Below are 16,222 nucleotides of genomic sequence, written 5' to 3' on the forward strand. Positions count from 1 at the left end.
GCCATTATTGGAGAGCTGTCCGAGTGGTCGAAGGAGCACGATTGGAAATCGTGTAGGCGGTCAACTCCGTCTCAAGGGTTCGAATCCCTTGCTCTCCGCCACTGATACTTATACATAATTACAATTGAAAGTCTGGGCCCGTTGGTCAAGCGGTTAAGACACCGCCCTTTCACGGCGGTAACACGGGTTCGAATCCCGTACGGGTCATTATATGATGGAGGATTAGCTCAGCTGGGAGAGCATCTGCCTTACAAGCAGAGGGTCGGCGGTTCGAGCCCGTCATCCTCCACCATTATATCATCGCGGGGTGGAGCAGTTCGGTAGCTCGTCGGGCTCATAACCCGAAGGTCGCAGGTTCAAATCCTGCCCCCGCAACCAAATTTCAAAATGGTCCGGTAGTTCAGTTGGTTAGAATGCCTGCCTGTCACGCAGGAGGTCGCGGGTTCGAGTCCCGTCCGGACCGCCATTTAAATACTTAGGCTCGGTAGCTCAGTTGGTAGAGCAACGGACTGAAAATCCGTGTGTCGGCGGTTCGATTCCGTCCCGAGCCACCACCTATGCCGGTGTAGCTCAATTGGTAGAGCAACTGACTTGTAATCAGTAGGTTGGGGGTTCAAGTCCTCTTGCCGGCACTGTTTTTTCAAAATTTAATGTGGAGGGGTAGCGAAGTGGCTAAACGCGGCGGACTGTAAATCCGCTCCCTCAGGGTTCGGCAGTTCGAATCTGCCCCCCTCCACCATTTATAGGGGCATAGTTTAACGGTAGAACAGAGGTCTCCAAAACCTCCGGTGTGGGTTCGATTCCTACTGCCCCTGCCAAATTTATGACATCTTGAGATTATGGCGGTTGTGGCGAAGTGGTTAACGCACCAGATTGTGGCTCTGGCACTCGTGGGTTCGATTCCCATCAATCGCCCCATATTATCATTGGGCTATAGCCAAGCGGTAAGGCAACGGACTTTGACTCCGTCATGCGTTGGTTCGAATCCAGCTAGCCCAGTCTCACTTTTTATATCAACTGCATATAATGTATTAAGTCCAGTAAAAATGCGGAAGTAGTTCAGTGGTAGAACACCACCTTGCCAAGGTGGGGGTCGCGGGTTCGAATCCCGTCTTCCGCTCCAATTACGGCGGCATAGCCAAGTGGTAAGGCAGAGGTCTGCAAAACCTTTATCCCCGGTTCGAATCCGGGTGTCGCCTTCTTATTGCCGGGGTGGTGGAATTGGCAGACACACAGGACTTAAAATCCTGCGGTAGGTGACTACCGTGCCGGTTCAAGTCCGGCCCTCGGCACCAATTTCACTTACATGGTAAGTTGAATTGGTGTTTGTGTTTTATTATTATAACTAATCATATTAATGATCTACATAAGTAGATCATTTTTTTAATGCTTTGATTTATCATAACAAGTTAAGTTCCGAGGCCTATTATAAAGCGGCTGTATAGCTAGTCTTTCAACACTTTTATTTTATATTTCCATAAAAACTTTTTTGAAATACGTTGACACTTTATGAGATCCATGATATATTTATATTCGTCGGTTAGATACGACGTAAAACTTGCCGGTGTGGCGGAATTGGCAGACGCGCACGACTCAAAATCGTGTTCCTTCTGGAGTGTCGGTTCGACCCCGACCACCGGTATACTGAAAAACCCGTTTCTTAACAGGAACGGGTTTTTATTTTTTATACTTACTCAGCGTATTGGTCTAGGATCTCTTCTAGCACCTCTTCTAGCTCTTCGGTATCTTCAAGCTCTGATTGGCTGAAACGGACGCGTACAAGCTGTTCTCCGTCATTATACATCTCTTCCAGCCACCCTCGGAGTCCTCTTGCTCTGCGGTCGACTTCGAAAATGATTTCCAAACCGTCTTCGTCTAAAAGGAAAATGAGCTCTAATTCATCAAGCATCTGACGATAATATCCGGAAGTCGGAACGAATTCGAATTCTTGAACGAACGGAAGACGACGCTGGAAGTAGGGCGCTTGTTCGCAGTCTGCTTCGTTAAGACGGAAGCCCAGGTTTTCGATTGCTTCAAGCACATTTTCAATCCAAGGGTGCGCTTCAACAAAAATGCGGTCATGATCGGATTTATCGATACCGCCTTGAATGTCAAGGTCTGTCACCACGGCAACCTCTACTTTCCCTACAGTGATCGGCGTATCTAGAGGCAGAGTGAATGTGAACGGAAATTGATGCTCTTCACCAGGCTGTATGGTAAATGAACCAGTGACCCGGAAAGAATGAATTGTAGCGTATTTCCGGTGCTCTTCATCGTCTTTTACAATGACATACCGTGTGCTAAGCTGTAAATCGATATAACGGATGTCCTGAGCGATTTTTCCGCCTTTGACATGTACCGTTCCCTGTACTTCTTCTCCTGGAAAATATGCGTCTTTTTCTAAAATTGTATCTACTTTTGCAGCTCCAATTCCGGCACTTGCCGCAAGCTTCTTAAAAAATGACATGTTAGATCTTCCCCTTTTTCTTTTTTCTCAACAGATATACGTAAGAAGGAGGAAAAAAGATTCGTTTGATTCATACTTTTTTCCTATTATTCGTCTCGGCCTAGGGACAGACTAAGAATAATATTGAAAATAAAGGAGTGGATGGAAGTGAATAAAGAAAGTTTGGTTGCAGATGAATTACACAGAATGTTTTTGGCCGGTGAGCTGCAAATCACAGTAGAGGAGGATATAAACAATATTTCCGAAAGGCTGAGAAACGGCGATCTCAGTTTAGACCGATTAAGCGGTGAAGACGCGTTTATAAAAGAAACGGTAAATGAGGCTTTAAGAAGAGTGGAGCAATAAAAAAGAGACGGCATCTCATCTTTGAGATCCCGTCTCTTTTTGTGGTCTTTACTGCAAGATAAAAGCGTAATTGCTCACCCGAGCCACCCCTTTTCTAACAGAAGATCTGACAGTTCATCATGGAGATAAACAGTTGTATCTAATTGATCATGCAATGCTCTTCTGATGTGGGGATTTTCGGCTTCTGTTATTGCGACAGTGTATTTGTTAATGCTGGTTTTTATTGTTGTTAACAAATCAAGAATATCTTTGGGACAAAGACTTTGTTCAATGGGAAACCACCTCCTTTGTTTTTTTAGCAGCTCCTGATAAGAAAGTATTTGGCTTTGTTTCTTGCTTCTATACAAAATGCTATAATAAGCAACAAATTTTGTTGGGGGGTGTGATGATGAAGCAGATTATTGCGATGGGGGGCGGGGGTTTTTCGATGGATCCGGATAATTTGTCCCTCGATCAATATATCCTCAATCAATCAAAACGAGAGCAGCCTCGTATTTGTTTTTTGCCGACGGCGAGCGGAGATTCCCAAAACTATATTCAGCGGTTTTATCATGCATTTAAAACACTGGATTGCGTGCCGTCTCACTTATCTTTGTTTAAGCCGCCATCAACAGATTTAGATTCTTTTGTTATGGAAATGGACGTGATTTATGTTGGCGGTGGAAATACGCGGAATTTACTTGTGTTATGGAAAGAGTGGGGGCTGGATCATATTCTCAGGGAAGCATGGAAGAACGGTGTGGTTGTAGCTGGATTAAGTGCCGGTGCGATCTGCTGGTTTGAAGAAGGGGTGACAGATTCAGCCGGACCGCTGACAAGTTTGAAAAGTTTAGGTTTTTTGCAAGGGAGCTTTTGTCCCCATTATGACGGGGAAAAGGATCGGAGACCGGCATACCACCGGCTGATATCTAACAAGTTCTTATGCAGTGGCTATGCAGCGGATGATGGGGCTGCTCTCCATTTCATAAATGATCAGCTGTTTCAGACTGTGAGTTCAAGGTCGGGTGCAAAGGCATATCGGGTGATGATGGCTGAACATGAAATAGCTGAAATCCCGTTGCCGGTCAAATATTTAGGGTGAAATTGGCTGAATATTATCTATATTCCTCTTTTTTTCAGATTGATTTTATGATAAGATGAGTGCGAAATCAATAGTTACTGGGGGTGCCCGCTTTCGGGCTGAGAGAGAAGGTAAGCTTCTTAACCCTTTGGACCTGATCTGGTTCGTACCAGCGTGGGGAAGTAGAGGAATTGTTTTTGTTATTGTCGTGCTGGGCAATAATATGTTTCTTTCTGACTGTAACCGGGTTCATTTATATGAATCCGGTTTTTTGTGCTGGTTATGGGCTTGATTTTGTCCTTTCAAACGTAGAAAGGGGAAGGAAAAGTAATGCAAAACAATTCAGTGCAGCAAGCCAACATTTCCATTATGTCAAGTTTTTCAGGCAGCAAGAAGGTATACGTGGAGGGTTCTTCTTCGGACATCCAAGTGCCGATGAGGGAGATTCTATTGAGTCCGACGACGGGATCGTTCGGCGAAGAGGAAAACGCGCCTGTGCGTGTCTATGATACAAGCGGACCGTATACGGACCCTGAAGTAACCATTAATATTCAAGAAGGATTAAAGCCGCTCCGCCAAAAATGGATCACAGAGCGCGGTGACGTGGAAGAGTATGAAGGTCGGGCTATAAAACCAGAAGATAACGGTTATAAAAAAGCAAAACCAAACGTAAGCTATCCAGGATTAAAGCGGAAACCGCTGAGGGCGAAGGCAGGTCAAAATGTCACACAAATGCACTATGCAAAAAAGGGGATCATTACACCTGAGATGGAATTTATCGCCATTCGTGAGCATGTGTCTCCTGAATTCGTCAGAGACGAGGTAGCCAGCGGCCGGGCGATTATTCCTTCAAACATTAATCACCCTGAAAGTGAGCCAATGATTATCGGCCGGAATTTTCATGTGAAGATTAATGCAAATATCGGGAATTCAGCGGTTACGTCATCCATTGAAGAAGAAGTGGAAAAAATGACGTGGGCCATCCGCTGGGGAGCGGATACGATGATGGATCTCTCTACCGGAAAAGATATTCATACGACGCGTGAATGGATTATCCGCAATTGCCCCGTGCCTGTGGGAACTGTTCCGATTTATCAGGCGCTTGAAAAAGTAAACGGCGTAGCTGAGGATTTAACGTGGGAGATTTATCGTGATACGCTAATCGAGCAGGCAGAGCAGGGAGTGGATTATTTTACGATTCACGCGGGTGTTTTGCTTAGGTATGTACCGCTGACTGCCAAACGGACAACTGGTATCGTGTCACGCGGGGGAGCGATTATGGCGCAGTGGTGTCTGGCTCATCATCAAGAAAGCTTTTTATACACACATTTTGAAGAAATATGTGAGATTATGAAAATGTATGATATTGCTTTCTCTCTTGGGGATGGTTTGCGTCCCGGATCAATTGCTGATGCCAATGACGAAGCGCAGTTTGCTGAATTAGAGACGCTTGGAGAGCTGACGCAAATTGCCTGGAAGCATGATGTTCAGGTGATGATTGAGGGTCCTGGCCATGTTCCGATGCATAAAATCAAAGAGAATGTCGATAAACAAATGGACATTTGTAAAGAAGCGCCTTTTTACACATTGGGGCCGTTGACAACGGATATTGCTCCGGGATATGACCATATTACTTCAGCGATCGGAGCGGCGATGATCGGTTGGTACGGGACAGCAATGCTTTGTTATGTAACGCCGAAGGAGCATTTGGGGCTGCCAAATCGTGATGATGTTCGTGAAGGAGTCATTACATATAAGATCGCTGCGCACGCTGCGGATCTTGCAAAAGGGCATCCCGGAGCACAAACCCGGGATGATGCGTTATCGAAAGCCCGTTTTGAATTCCGCTGGCGGGATCAGTTTAATTTATCTCTTGATCCGGAGAGAGCCCTTGAATACCATGATGAAACTCTGCCTGCTGAAGGAGCAAAAACCGCTCACTTTTGTTCCATGTGCGGTCCGAAATTTTGCAGCATGAGAATTTCACAGGATATTCGGGATTATGCGAAGAAAAACGATCTCAGTGAAGCAGAAGCCATAAATAAAGGATTAAAAGAAAAAGCAAAAGAGTTTGTCGATACGGGAAGCAATTTATATCAATAAAAAAGATGAAGATGGAGAATGCTCCATCTTCATCTTTTTAGAAAAACAGAGAACGTCGAAGCGGCGGAATGCTCTGTTCAAAACGGAATACATTTTCGGGATCATATTTCGTTTTGACACGGCGGAGTCGTTCAACGTTTTCGCCGTAATATGTTCTTGGCCAGTTTCTGATTTCAATATCTGGCCAATTTACGTAGTCTCCCATCGTTTCTCTCGAAAGGGACGTTCTCAGCCCCTCAATCCAGCGGACGTTTTGTCTTTTTTCTCCAGGGGATGTCCAGTTTGTTAAGTATTCCTGGGCAATGATTGCGTCACGATAATAAAATGCCGTTTGGTCGGGAGGGATCCGTCCGGCTGCCCCGCCGAGTGCTTGCTGCCAGACACTGGCGTTTTGATTCGGAGCGTGCTCTAAAAAGTGTTTAATCGTTGAGATCGCACGTTCTGATAATGGCTTTTCAATGAAAGAGCCGGAGCGTTTCATTTTTTGAGGCTGATTGCCTCCCGGGCTGTTAAAAAAGGTTACCGCTTCAATGAATGGCGTTGTTTTTACCATTCCGCTTATTGGGCTTCCTGCTTTCAATAAAGGCTTTAACAGTTTTTTTAACTCTGTTTTTGGACCGACAAATTGGCCGAGGGCTTCTATGCGGTTTACTTCTTTAGGCCAAAACTCTATTGATGATGTAAGCCGGTCATCTGTATACGGGGCCCAGTGCTGCCACGTGTTAAATACTTCCTCAAAATCATCCCATCCCCATGTAATAGAAAAAATCGACACTTGAGAGATGGGCACTGCTTTAAATGTCATGGAGGTGACTATGCCGAAATTGCCTCCTCCGCCTCCCTGAGACGCCCAAAATAAGTCTGGATGATTTGAACAGCTGACTGTAATCAGATCAGCGCCCTCTTTTTCGTCTGCTACGATCATCTCAAGCTGCACGAGGCTGTCGCAAGTAAGGCCGGCAGCCCTTGTTAAAAGTCCAATTCCCCCTCCGAGAGTTAAACCTGTGAGCCCTACATTGGCAATGGTGCCTGCGGGAAGCGTCAGGCCGTATTGCCAGAGTGTCCGATAGACTTCTCCCAATTCAGCCCCCGCTTCAATATAGGCCAGCTTTTTATCCTGATTCACAGTTATTTTTTTCATTTCGCTTAAATCAATAACAAGACCGTTATTTAAAAGGGAAAAGTTCTCATAGCTGTGTCTGCCGCCTCTAATACGGAAAGGCACACGGTTTTCACGCGCCCATTTCAGCGCATTGAGTGCATCCTGTTTGTTTTGGCAAAACACAATGATGTCAGGATACCTTTCTAAGCTTAGGTTAATATTGGTTCTTGCTTCGTTATAGTCCGGATCATCCCGTGTCACGATACGTCCGGTCAATTTTGTCTTTTCCACACTCCCACATCTCTTTCTCTCGTATTCTAGTTTCTCTAGCTTATGCGTCAAGGGAAAAGAGTGTATAAGGAAAAAGCGGGGATGCAATCTGATACAGTGTCAACTCCCTTAAAAAATAGTTGACAGGTCGGTATTGTATGAATTAACATGGTCAGTACAAATTTTTCAAATTTATCGCGCTGATCGGAACACCGAAGGCTCTTATCGTTTAGATAAGGGCCTTTTTTGTATGAAAAAGGGGGGATTATTGATGGGAGTCAAAAAAGAAAAGGGGAGAAAACGATTCAGGAAGCGAAAAACCTACGGGAATCAGATTTTGCCGCTTGAGCTGCTGATTGAAAAAAACAAACGAGAGATTATAAACAGCGCGGAACTCATGGAAGAAATTTATATGAAGATTGATGAGAAGCATACGCAATGTGTAACTAAATATAAAAAAACCCGCTGACTACAACGGGTTTTTGCATTTCTCCATTAAGAATCTTTTTTAATCGGCAATCCAAGGCCTTCTGCCACGCGTTTTCCGTATTCAGGATCCGCTTTGTAGAAGTGCTCGATTTGGCGCAGCTTGATTTCTTCTTTTTCTACCGGCTTCATGGCATTAACGATATTTTCAACAAGGCGGGTACGTTCATCTTCACTCATTAAACGATACAGATCGCCGGCTTGAGTGTAGTGATCGTAGTGATCGTAGCTTACGCTGTCAGCGATACCTTGTACCGGATATGCTGCTTGCTTATCCTCAGGTGACTCTTTTGGACCGCCGAAGCTGTTAGGCTCGTAATACACAGATCCGCCGCCGTTATCATCAAAACGCATTTGCCCATCACGCTGATAATTGTTTACTTTGTTGCGTGCGCGGTTGATTGGCAGCGCTTGATGGTTTGCACCGACACGGTAGCGGTGTGCATCATGATAAGCAAAAAGTCGACCTTGAAGCATTTTATCCGGTGAAACATCAATACCAGGCACGAGGGTTCCAGGTGAAAATGTCGCTTGTTCTACCTCTGCAAAGTAGTTTTCCGGATTTCTGTCTAGAACCATGCGTCCGACCTCGATTAACGGGTAGTCTTTTTGAGACCAAACTTTTGTGACATCAAACGGATCGAAACGGTACGTATTTGCATCTTCTAAAGGCATGATTTGCACATATAGTTTCCATGCAGGATAATCACCGTTTTCGATTGCGTTGAAAAGGTCTTCTGTATGGTAATCAGGGTTTTCACCGGCAATTTTTGCTGCCGTATTGACATCAAGGTTTTTCACGCCTTGTTCTGTTTTAAAGTGATATTTAATCCATACGCCTTCGCCTTCGGCATTTGTCCATTTGAATGTATGGCTTCCGAAGCCGTGCATGTGGCGAAGTGTCGCAGGAATTCCGCGGTCAGACATCAGGATTGTCACTTGGTGCAGTGACTCTGGTGAAAGTGACCAGAAATCCCATACAGCCGTAGGGTTTTTCAGGTGTGTTTTTGGATCTCTTTTTTGTGTATGGATGAAATCAGGGAACTTAATCGCATCGCGGATAAAGAATACAGGCGTATTGTTGCCGACGATGTCGTAGTTTCCTTCTTCAGTATAAAATTTAACAGCAAATCCGCGCGGGTCGCGAACTGTGTCAGCAGAGCCAAGTTCACCGGCAACTGTTGAGAAACGGATGAACAACGGTGTGCGTTTGCCGACTTCAGAAAGGAAAGCGGCTTTCGTGTATTTTGTTACGTCGTTTGTCACTTCAAAATATCCGTGTGCGCCTGCTCCTTTGGCGTGAACAACACGTTCAGGAACACGTTCTCGGTTGAAATGGGCCAATTTTTCGAGTAAATGTACATCTTGAATTAAAGTTGGTCCGCGAGAACCGGCAGTCATTGAGTTTTGATTATCTCCAACCGGAGCGCCCCAGCTAGTTGTCAGTTTATTTGAACTCATGTTATCACCTCTTGGAATTTATAAGAACATAATATCATCTCTAAGTAAAAAGTCAATATTATTTTATAATTATTATAAAATAGTTATCTCTATTAATCGATATATAGTATCGAAATTGTTGAAAAACCTTGTTGTAACAGCTTTTTATGACACTTAATAATTTTTGGAGAAATAATTTTTCCTTCTCTATTTGCGAAACAAGCAGAGTAAGTGATAAACAAGGATATCAAAAATCGTATTTAAAAAAGAGTTGACATATCGGAATAATTTGAATTAACATGTTATTCAAACAAAAAAACAATTGGGCAGCTGATCGGACCGCCGAAGGCTCTCATCTCTACAAGAACAGAGATGGGGGCCTTTTTGTTTTTTTTGAAGGCGGGGTTGGCAGAAAGAGAGGGATAAAAGTGGCTGTGACCATCAGCATCAAAGAAAAGGCATTTGTTCAAGAAGGCCGCAAAAACACGGTCTTAGAAAACATAGAATTATCAATCGCACCAGGCGAATTTCTAACGCTTATCGGACCGAGCGGGTGCGGAAAAAGCACCCTGTTAAAGATTATTGCAGGGCTTGATTCTGAATATGACGGGAGTGTGGAAATTAACGGCCGTAGCGTAACAGCTCCGGGTATTCAGCAAGGATTTATTTTTCAGGAACACCGCCTCTTTCCTTGGCTGACTGTTGAGCAGAATATTGCAGCCGACTTGAATTTGAAGGACCCAAAAGTCAAACAAAAGGTGGATGAACTGATCGAGATTGTCAGATTGAAAGGATCGGAAAAAGCATATCCGCGCGAGCTGTCAGGCGGCATGTCACAAAGAGTAGCCATCGCCCGGGCCCTGCTGCGGGAGCCTGAGGTGCTGCTTTTAGATGAACCGTTTGGTGCACTCGACGCTTTTACAAGAAAACACCTGCAGGACGTGCTGCTGGATATATGGAGGAAGAAAAAAACAACGATGATTCTCGTGACTCATGATATAGATGAATCTGTTTATTTAGGAAATGAGCTTGCGATCCTTAAGGCCAAACCGGGGAAAATCCATAAGCTGATGCCCATTCACCTGGCGTATCCGCGAAACCGGACGACTCCGGATTTCCAAGCGATCAGACAGAGAGTGCTGTCGGAATTCGAGAAAACAGAAGATTTGGAGTACGCAGAAGGATCAGGGATATAGAAAGGGCGGAAGCGGAAATGAAAAAAGGACTCATTGTATTGGTTGCCGTTATTTTTCTGCTCGCAGGCTGTGGAGCAAATGGAGCCAGCGGTGACCACAAACAATTGAAGGAAATTCGTATTGGTATTCAGCAAAGCTTAAGCCCCCTTTTGATTGCAAAAGAAAAAGGCTGGTTCGAAGATGCATTTGAAAAAGAAGGCATCAAAGTGAAATGGGTGGAGTTTCAAAGCGGTCCGCCCCAATTTGAAGGCCTTGCGGCAGACAAACTTGATTTTTCTCAAGTCGGTAATTCGCCTGTGATCGCTGGACAGGCGGCAGGCATTGACTTTAAAGAAATCGGTTTGTCTCAGGACGGCTTGAAAGCAAACGGCATCCTTGTCAATCAAAACAGCGGCATTCAAGACGTTAAGGGCTTAAAGGGGAAGAAAATTGCAGTCGCCAAAGGCAGCAGCGGGTTTGATTTTTTGTATAAAGCGCTTGATCAAGTGGGGTTGTCAGCTAACGATGTGACAATTATTCAGCTTCAGCCTGATGAAGCAGCTTCCGCATTTGAAAACGGATCTGTTGATGCCTGGTCCATTTGGGAGCCGTACTTGTCCTTAGAAACAATGAAACACGGAGCAAAAATCCTTGTGAACGGAGAAAGCACAGATTTATATTCACCGGGTTTTACTTTAGTAAGAACAAAGTTTTCAGAAGAGCATCCAGACGAAGTGGTCCGTTTTCTGAAGGTGTTTAATAAAGCCGTTGTATGGCAAAAGGAACATCTGGATGAAGCAGCGGACTTATATTCTGACATTAAAGATCTCGATAAAAAGGTCGTCGAAAATGTGCTGAAAAATACTGAGCCACTTAATGAGATCATCAGTGACGACATTGTGAAAGCACAGCAGGAAACAGCAGATTTTCAATTTCGAACAAAGGCGATAGATAAGAAGATTGATGTGAAGGATGTTGTCGATAACACTTTTATCAAAAAAGCATTAGAGGAGCATTCCTCAGGAGGTGATCAATGATGAAAGCAGAGGCTGCGGGCTCGCTGCCCAAAACGAATGCGGAAGCGGTGCGAAAAAAGCCCGGAAGGAAGAGATACGGCTGGATGAAGGGGCTTTTACTACCCGCTGTCATCATTGCCATCTGGCAGGTCATCGGCGGGCTGGGGGTTGTGTCCGCTACAGTGCTGCCTACACCTGTTACGATTGTTCTGACCTTTAAGGAGCTTATTTTGTCCGGCGAACTGTTCGGCCATCTGCAAATCAGCATTTATCGGGCGGCACTTGGTTTTTTGCTTGGCGCGGGGCTTGGATTGATGATCGGGATTTTGGCCGGATTTTCCAAACGGACGGAGCTGTATCTTGATCCGTCGTTGCAAATGCTTAGAACCGTACCTCATCTGGCCGTCACGCCGCTGTTTATTTTATGGTTCGGATTTGACGAAGTATCTAAAATTTTGCTGATTGCGCTCGGTGCCTTCTTTCCTGTCTATATCAATACGTTTAACGGCATCCGCGGGGTTGACGCGAAGCTGTTTGAAGTCGCCCGGGTGCTTGAATTTAAATGGCATCAGCAGATATCCAAAGTGATATTGCCGGCAGCCCTGCCCAATATATTGCTAGGCATTCGCTTATCGCTCGGCATTGCATGGCTCGGGCTCGTTGTGGCAGAGCTGATGGGCTCAAGCTCGGGAGTCGGCTATATGATCATGGATGCGAGACAGTTTTCACAAACGAATAAAGTCTTTGCAGGGATTATCATTTTTGCAGTGGTTGGAAAGCTGACGGATTCCTTCGTCAGGCTGCTTGAACGAAAGCTGTTAAAGTGGAGAAACAGCTACGAAGGATAAAAGATATAAAGGGGAGATGAATATGGAAATTCTTTGGTTTATACCGACTCATGGAGACGCGAGATATTTAGGATCTGAAAGTGATGGACGGACTGCGGATCATCTTTACTTTAAACAAGTCGCGCAGGCGGCAGACAGGCTGGGATATACAGGAGTTCTTCTGCCAACGGGAAGATCGTGCGAGGACCCGTGGCTTACAGCGTCGGCACTGGCAGGAGAAACAAAGGACTTAAAGTTTTTAGTCGCGGTAAGACCTGGTTTAATGCAGCCTTCTCTGGCAGCCAGAATGACATCCACCCTAGACCGCATTTCAGACGGCCGGCTGCTGATCAACGTTGTGGCAGGGGGCGATCCGTATGAGCTGGCAGGCGATGGCCTGTTTATCAGCCATGATGAGCGCTACGAGGCAACAGACGAATTTTTAACCGTTTGGCGGAGACTTTTGCAGGGAGAAACGGTTTCCTATGAAGGAAAGCATATAAAAGTGGAAAACAGCAATCTGCTTTTCCCGCCGCAGCAAGAGCCGCATCCGCCCATCTATTTCGGTGGTTCGTCACAGGCTGGAATTGAAGCTGCCGCAAAGCATACAGACGTGTACTTGACATGGGGTGAGCCGCCTGAACAAGTAAAAGAAAAGATAGAAAGAGTCAAAAAGCAAGCGGCAAAAGAAGGGAGATCCGTTCGATTTGGCATTAGGCTGCATGTCATTGCCCGTGAAACTGAACAAGAGGCATGGGAAGCGGCAGAGCGCTTGATCAGCCACTTGGATGATGACACCATTGCCAAAGCGCAGGCAGCTTTGAGCCGTTACGACTCTTCAGGCCAGCAGCGGATGGCCGTCCTTCATCAAGGCGATCGGACGAAGCTTGAAATCAGCCCGAATCTGTGGGCGGGGATCGGCCTGGTCAGAGGAGGGGCAGGAACAGCTCTTGTCGGTGATCCGCAGACGATTGCCGACCGGATAGCGGAGTACCAGGCACTCGGCATAGAATCGTTTATATTCTCCGGCTATCCGCATTTAGAAGAAGCGTATTATTTTGCAGAGCTTGTATTTCCGCTTTTGCCGTTTGAAAATGATCGGACGAGAAAGCTTCAGAACAAAAGGGGAGAAGCGGTAGGAAACACTTATTTTGTCAAAGAGAAAAATGCATGAGTTTAACTAAAATACAGCCCCCCGAACATGGTATGATATTCAAAAAAAGGGGGCTTTTTTTCTGAAAACATTGAGAAGCGCGGCAGTCATTTGCCTCATAGCTATGCTGTCAGCATGCGGACATTCAAAACAGATGGAAATCAAAGCGGCGGACATATCAGATCTTGAAAAAAACAGAATGGATGTCGCAGCTTCACAGGCATTCACTGCCGAAGCCGTCAATATCGGTGAAGGTATTTCTTCAGCTGACATGTACATCGAACATTATCAAAAGGGAAAGCTTGTTGAGAGGTTTGGACCGGTTCGTGCAGATTATTCAGAGGAAAAAACTGATACCATACAATTTGTTTATTTTGAGAATGAAGAGGGGGAAGGAAAGAATAAACATACCACCATTCATTTTGGCATTGTGGATAAACAGGGAACTATAGCGGCTGATTCATCGGTGAAACGCGACGATAGCACAACACAGGAAATGACTCAGAATATTTCATCGCCGGAACCGATTACTTTCGAGAAGCCTGCTTTGATCGGCAGCAGTATTAGAGGGACTGACGAGACAATGCACACCTCTGAACATAAAAAAGAGCTCATTAAGCATCAAGATGCGTTACTGTATTATGTGGAATTGCATCATTAGAATGGGCGGCTTCAGGCCGTCTGTTTTACAAAGCGGTATGCTTGCTTTTTTGAATGGTGAATGATACATTTTAAATCGTAACAATTTCGATTTAAAGGGAGGCTATGTGACTTGGCTAAAAAATCAAAAGTGGCAAAAGAGTTAAAACGCCAACAGCTTGTTGAGCAATACGCTGGTATTAGACGCGAGTTGAAGGAAAAAGGAGATTACGAGGCACTCAGCAAGCTGCCAAGAGATTCAGCACCGGGAAGGCTTCACAACCGCTGCATGGTAACGGGGCGCCCGAGAGCATATATGAGGAAGTTTAAAATGTCCAGAATCGCTTTCAGGGAGCTGGCCCATAAAGGCCAGATTCCCGGTGTGAAAAAAGCAAGCTGGTAAGAAAAAACTCCGGCCGATTACAGCGCGCCGGAGTTTTTTTCGTTTTTCTTGAAAGAGATGACGTAGGAAAGGTGCTGGATGATCATGATGATAAACACAATAATAATAGGGAAAAACGGAATGCGCGATTGAAATAGCGGATAAAAAATGAGAAGAACCGCTGCGGCAGGCAGCGAGAAGTAGACAGCGATATATGACGCGCGACATGCTTTTGCCGTCATCATCTGCTCTCTTTCATCCTGCTCTTCAAACTCATCAGGCAGAAGTAGCTGCTTTCTGGCAGGGCGGCTTTTTTTCTGTAAGTACAAATAAACCGCAGACGCCGCAACAAACAGAATAAAGGGAGTGAGGTTTAAATCAAATACCATCCCGCCGCTCTTTGTGCCGAAAAAAGATGCTATGCCTTCTGAGGCTTCAAAGTATGAAATCAGCGCCCAGCATGCAAGGCCAAATAAAACAAGGTGAAAAGCTGCTTTTGTTTTCATGCTCATCTTAGTTTTCCTCCTCTAACCAAAAGACATCCTCCATTTTCATGGAGAAGGCTTTGCAGATTTTCAGTGCTAACAGCAGTGAGGGAACATAATCGCCTTTTTCAATCGCTGCCACAGTCTGTCTTGTGACGCCGACCGTTTCTCCGAGTTTTTCCTGAGAATAGCCGAAGCGTGCCCTCAGCTCTTTTACTTTATTTTTCATCATGACGTCTGTCCCCTTCACAATCTCGATTGATTATATTGTATAGTATACTTAACATTATGTAAATGGAACTTAACAACTTTACAAAAAGATAACTTTTTTTCGACAAAATTTTTATATTCCCTTGACGAAAAATAAATAAACATGTAATATAAAAAAAGTCAGAGCGGTACTGTTGCTGACAATCACAAATGCGGGTGTAGTTTAGTGGTAAAACCTCAGCCTTCCAAGCTGATGTCGTGAGTTCGATTCTCATCACCCGCTCCATACATACGTTATTAACGCAGTGTTTCGTTTCTCAGATAAACGAAGTATTGCGTTTTTTTATGTGAAAAAGAACACGGTATTCGTGTTCTTTTACGTAAGCCAATGTACTGTATGGGTGCCGCCGTGAATTTGTTCAAACATTTTCGTTAATGATGATAAGAGGTTAACAGCGCTGCTTTTCTCAATCGATGGCGGGAAAAAAATGATTTGCAGCATATTCTTAGTCTCGTTTGAAACGGGATAGTGGTTGACGCTGTTTTTGAAATCGCCAAAAATGCCGTTTTCATCAGAGAAAAGCAGTATGTTTTCTTTTTCTCCCAATGAGATCCGGACCGGCTCATGAAGCTTTCCGGCATCATAAATCATAATAGGCAGAGAATATTTTAATGCGAAAAAATCGATTGTGTCATGGGCCGAGTCTTTACTTTCCATGAATTGTTCCTTGGATATCGGGACCAGCATGTCCTCCATTGGGGTTGTTTCTCCCTCAAATGAAGGGTTAAGCTGTTTAAAGAGTTTCTGCCATTCCTTGACGAAGGATTCATCGGATATACCGCCGTCCGCATAGTCGAAAAACAAGGATTCTTGAAACAGGCGGAGTCTGCCTTTCAGCATTTGCGGTGAGGAGCCGACTTCGATATTCTCATAAATGACAGCAGCTGCATGTAAGCCGGCCGCACGTTCAGTAATAACAGAATCAAGTTTGATATTCACTAGCATTCACTCCAGTTACGTGATATCAACCTATTATAAACGCTGTATCGTTTTATCACAAA

17 protein-coding genes, 17 tRNA genes and 1 riboswitch (1 of these 35 cut by a window edge) are annotated in these 16,222 nt (G+C 44.8%); of the genes, 27 read left to right on the forward strand and 7 right to left on the reverse strand.

All coding sequences use genetic code 11. The annotated features are described in order from the left end of the window. The 16 genes from NSQ16_RS04600 to NSQ16_RS04675 all read left to right on the forward strand — a co-directional run. Positions 1 to 4, forward strand: a tRNA-Asn gene (locus tag NSQ16_RS04600) (it extends 71 nt beyond the left edge of the window). 5 nt (positions 5 to 9) lie between these two features. Continuing rightward, positions 10 to 101 (forward strand) — tRNA-Ser (locus tag NSQ16_RS04605). Between the two features lie 34 nt (positions 102 to 135). Continuing rightward, positions 136 to 207 (forward strand) — tRNA-Glu (locus NSQ16_RS04610). 9 nt (positions 208 to 216) lie between these two features. Continuing rightward, a tRNA-Val gene (locus NSQ16_RS04615) sits at positions 217 to 292 on the forward strand. 9 nt (positions 293 to 301) lie between these two features. Continuing rightward, positions 302 to 378: transfer RNA gene (locus NSQ16_RS04620), tRNA-Met, on the forward strand. A gap of 11 nt (positions 379 to 389) precedes the next feature. Further along, positions 390 to 466: transfer RNA gene (locus NSQ16_RS04625), tRNA-Asp, on the forward strand. Positions 467 to 478: 12 nt separating this feature from the next. Continuing rightward, positions 479 to 554, forward strand: a tRNA-Phe gene (locus NSQ16_RS04630). Positions 555 to 559: 5 nt separating this feature from the next. Continuing rightward, positions 560 to 632 (forward strand) — tRNA-Thr (locus tag NSQ16_RS04635). A 22-nt stretch (positions 633 to 654) separates the two neighbouring features. Then, a tRNA-Tyr gene (locus tag NSQ16_RS04640) sits at positions 655 to 739 on the forward strand. 5 nt (positions 740 to 744) lie between these two features. Beyond that, positions 745 to 818, forward strand: a tRNA-Trp gene (locus NSQ16_RS04645). Positions 819 to 842: 24 nt separating this feature from the next. Further along, positions 843 to 918, forward strand: a tRNA-His gene (locus NSQ16_RS04650). Positions 919 to 927: 9 nt separating this feature from the next. Then, positions 928 to 999, forward strand: a tRNA-Gln gene (locus NSQ16_RS04655). 49 nt (positions 1,000 to 1,048) lie between these two features. After that, positions 1,049 to 1,123: transfer RNA gene (locus NSQ16_RS04660), tRNA-Gly, on the forward strand. A 5-nt stretch (positions 1,124 to 1,128) separates the two neighbouring features. Further along, a tRNA-Cys gene (locus tag NSQ16_RS04665) sits at positions 1,129 to 1,199 on the forward strand. A 7-nt stretch (positions 1,200 to 1,206) separates the two neighbouring features. Then, a tRNA-Leu gene (locus tag NSQ16_RS04670) sits at positions 1,207 to 1,295 on the forward strand. A 265-nt stretch (positions 1,296 to 1,560) separates the two neighbouring features. Continuing rightward, a tRNA-Leu gene (locus tag NSQ16_RS04675) sits at positions 1,561 to 1,642 on the forward strand. Between the two features lie 48 nt (positions 1,643 to 1,690). Here the strand turns inward: NSQ16_RS04675 and spo0M are convergent. Next, positions 1,691 to 2,467: a sporulation control protein Spo0M gene (gene spo0M / locus NSQ16_RS04680; RefSeq protein WP_003233481.1), complete on the reverse strand. Its 777-nt coding sequence runs from the start codon at positions 2,465 to 2,467 to the stop codon at positions 1,691 to 1,693. A gap of 141 nt (positions 2,468 to 2,608) precedes the next feature. On the opposite strand from spo0M, the gene NSQ16_RS04685 reads away from it, so the two are divergent. Continuing rightward, positions 2,609 to 2,812 carry a hypothetical protein gene (locus NSQ16_RS04685; RefSeq protein ID WP_014479229.1) on the forward strand — a complete coding sequence of 68 codons (204 nt, stop codon included), beginning with the start codon at positions 2,609 to 2,611 and terminating at the stop codon, positions 2,810 to 2,812. 74 nt (positions 2,813 to 2,886) lie between these two features. Here the strand turns inward: NSQ16_RS04685 and NSQ16_RS04690 are convergent, their stop codons facing one another. After that, positions 2,887 to 3,159 carry a spore coat protein gene (locus NSQ16_RS04690; RefSeq protein WP_072692951.1) on the reverse strand — a complete coding sequence of 91 codons (273 nt, stop codon included), beginning with the start codon at positions 3,157 to 3,159 and terminating at the stop codon, positions 2,887 to 2,889. Positions 3,160 to 3,200: 41 nt separating this feature from the next. Here NSQ16_RS04690 and NSQ16_RS04695 point away from each other — a divergent pair, with 41 nt between their 5' ends. Together NSQ16_RS04695 and thiC are read left to right on the forward strand one after the other, a co-directional pair. Then, a complete protein-coding gene (locus NSQ16_RS04695; protein WP_029726359.1) occupies positions 3,201 to 3,893 on the forward strand; it encodes a Type 1 glutamine amidotransferase-like domain-containing protein in 693 nt (230 codons plus the stop codon). Positions 3,894 to 3,962: 69 nt separating this feature from the next. Next, positions 3,963 to 4,070: riboswitch (TPP riboswitch) on the forward strand. A 132-nt stretch (positions 4,071 to 4,202) separates the two neighbouring features. Continuing rightward, positions 4,203 to 5,975: a phosphomethylpyrimidine synthase ThiC gene (gene thiC, locus NSQ16_RS04700; protein ID WP_128473739.1), complete on the forward strand. Its 1,773-nt coding sequence runs from the start codon at positions 4,203 to 4,205 to the stop codon at positions 5,973 to 5,975. 37 nt (positions 5,976 to 6,012) lie between these two features. On the opposite strand, the gene NSQ16_RS04705 is transcribed toward thiC, so the two are convergent. Then, positions 6,013 to 7,368, reverse strand: coding sequence for an FAD-binding oxidoreductase (locus NSQ16_RS04705; RefSeq protein WP_230488406.1), 1,356 nt, complete (start codon positions 7,366 to 7,368; stop codon positions 6,013 to 6,015). A 250-nt stretch (positions 7,369 to 7,618) separates the two neighbouring features. Here NSQ16_RS04705 and senS point away from each other — a divergent pair, with 250 nt between their 5' ends. After that, the gene (gene senS / locus NSQ16_RS04710; RefSeq protein ID WP_003245192.1) at positions 7,619 to 7,816 is read left to right on the forward strand and encodes a transcriptional regulator SenS; all 198 of its coding nucleotides are present in this window, start codon (positions 7,619 to 7,621) and stop codon (positions 7,814 to 7,816) included. A gap of 26 nt (positions 7,817 to 7,842) precedes the next feature. Here senS and katA read toward each other — a convergent pair whose 3' ends face one another. Beyond that, positions 7,843 to 9,294: a catalase KatA gene (katA, locus tag NSQ16_RS04715; RefSeq protein WP_003245322.1), complete on the reverse strand. Its 1,452-nt coding sequence runs from the start codon at positions 9,292 to 9,294 to the stop codon at positions 7,843 to 7,845. A gap of 407 nt (positions 9,295 to 9,701) precedes the next feature. On the opposite strand from katA, the gene NSQ16_RS04720 reads away from it, so the two are divergent. From NSQ16_RS04720 to rpsN, 6 genes are all read left to right on the forward strand, one after another. Beyond that, entirely contained in the window at positions 9,702 to 10,469 is a 768-nt protein-coding gene (locus NSQ16_RS04720; protein ID WP_010886450.1) for an ABC transporter ATP-binding protein, read from the forward strand. A gap of 17 nt (positions 10,470 to 10,486) precedes the next feature. Then, entirely contained in the window at positions 10,487 to 11,485 is a 999-nt protein-coding gene (locus NSQ16_RS04725; protein WP_003245431.1) for an aliphatic sulfonate ABC transporter substrate-binding protein, read from the forward strand. Further along, positions 11,482 to 12,312: an ABC transporter permease gene (locus tag NSQ16_RS04730; RefSeq protein WP_010886451.1), complete on the forward strand. Its 831-nt coding sequence runs from the start codon at positions 11,482 to 11,484 to the stop codon at positions 12,310 to 12,312. The genes NSQ16_RS04725 and NSQ16_RS04730 overlap by 4 nt, the downstream gene beginning before the upstream one ends. Positions 12,313 to 12,334: 22 nt before the next feature. Further along, on the forward strand, positions 12,335 to 13,465 hold the full coding sequence (gene ssuD, locus NSQ16_RS04735; protein ID WP_003245787.1) for an FMNH2-dependent alkanesulfonate monooxygenase: 1,131 nt from the start codon (positions 12,335 to 12,337) through the stop codon (positions 13,463 to 13,465). A 103-nt stretch (positions 13,466 to 13,568) separates the two neighbouring features. Continuing rightward, on the forward strand, positions 13,569 to 14,105 hold the full coding sequence (locus tag NSQ16_RS04740; protein ID WP_003245073.1) for a hypothetical protein: 537 nt from the start codon (positions 13,569 to 13,571) through the stop codon (positions 14,103 to 14,105). Between the two features lie 111 nt (positions 14,106 to 14,216). Then, positions 14,217 to 14,486: a 30S ribosomal protein S14 gene (rpsN, locus tag NSQ16_RS04745; protein WP_003233455.1), complete on the forward strand. Its 270-nt coding sequence runs from the start codon at positions 14,217 to 14,219 to the stop codon at positions 14,484 to 14,486. Between the two features lie 17 nt (positions 14,487 to 14,503). On the opposite strand, the gene NSQ16_RS04750 is transcribed toward rpsN, so the two are convergent. Both NSQ16_RS04750 and NSQ16_RS04755 read right to left on the reverse strand, forming a co-directional pair. Beyond that, positions 14,504 to 14,977, reverse strand: coding sequence for a lipoprotein (locus tag NSQ16_RS04750; RefSeq protein WP_003245008.1), 474 nt, complete (start codon positions 14,975 to 14,977; stop codon positions 14,504 to 14,506). A 1-nt stretch (position 14,978) separates the two neighbouring features. Continuing rightward, complete coding sequence (locus NSQ16_RS04755) at positions 14,979 to 15,179, reverse strand: helix-turn-helix transcriptional regulator (protein WP_009966860.1); 201 nt, start codon at positions 15,177 to 15,179, stop codon at positions 14,979 to 14,981. Positions 15,180 to 15,372: 193 nt separating this feature from the next. Here NSQ16_RS04755 and NSQ16_RS04760 point away from each other — a divergent pair. Continuing rightward, a tRNA-Gly gene (locus tag NSQ16_RS04760) sits at positions 15,373 to 15,446 on the forward strand. 90 nt (positions 15,447 to 15,536) lie between these two features. On the opposite strand, the gene NSQ16_RS04765 is transcribed toward NSQ16_RS04760, so the two are convergent. After that, on the reverse strand, positions 15,537 to 16,160 hold the full coding sequence (locus NSQ16_RS04765; RefSeq protein WP_003245517.1) for a B3/4 domain-containing protein: 624 nt from the start codon (positions 16,158 to 16,160) through the stop codon (positions 15,537 to 15,539). Positions 16,161 to 16,222: the final 62 nt, after the last annotated feature.

Source organism: Bacillus sp. PS108, assembly GCF_037963335.1.
Classification (GTDB): Bacteria; Bacillota; Bacilli; order Bacillales; family Bacillaceae; genus Bacillus; species Bacillus subtilis.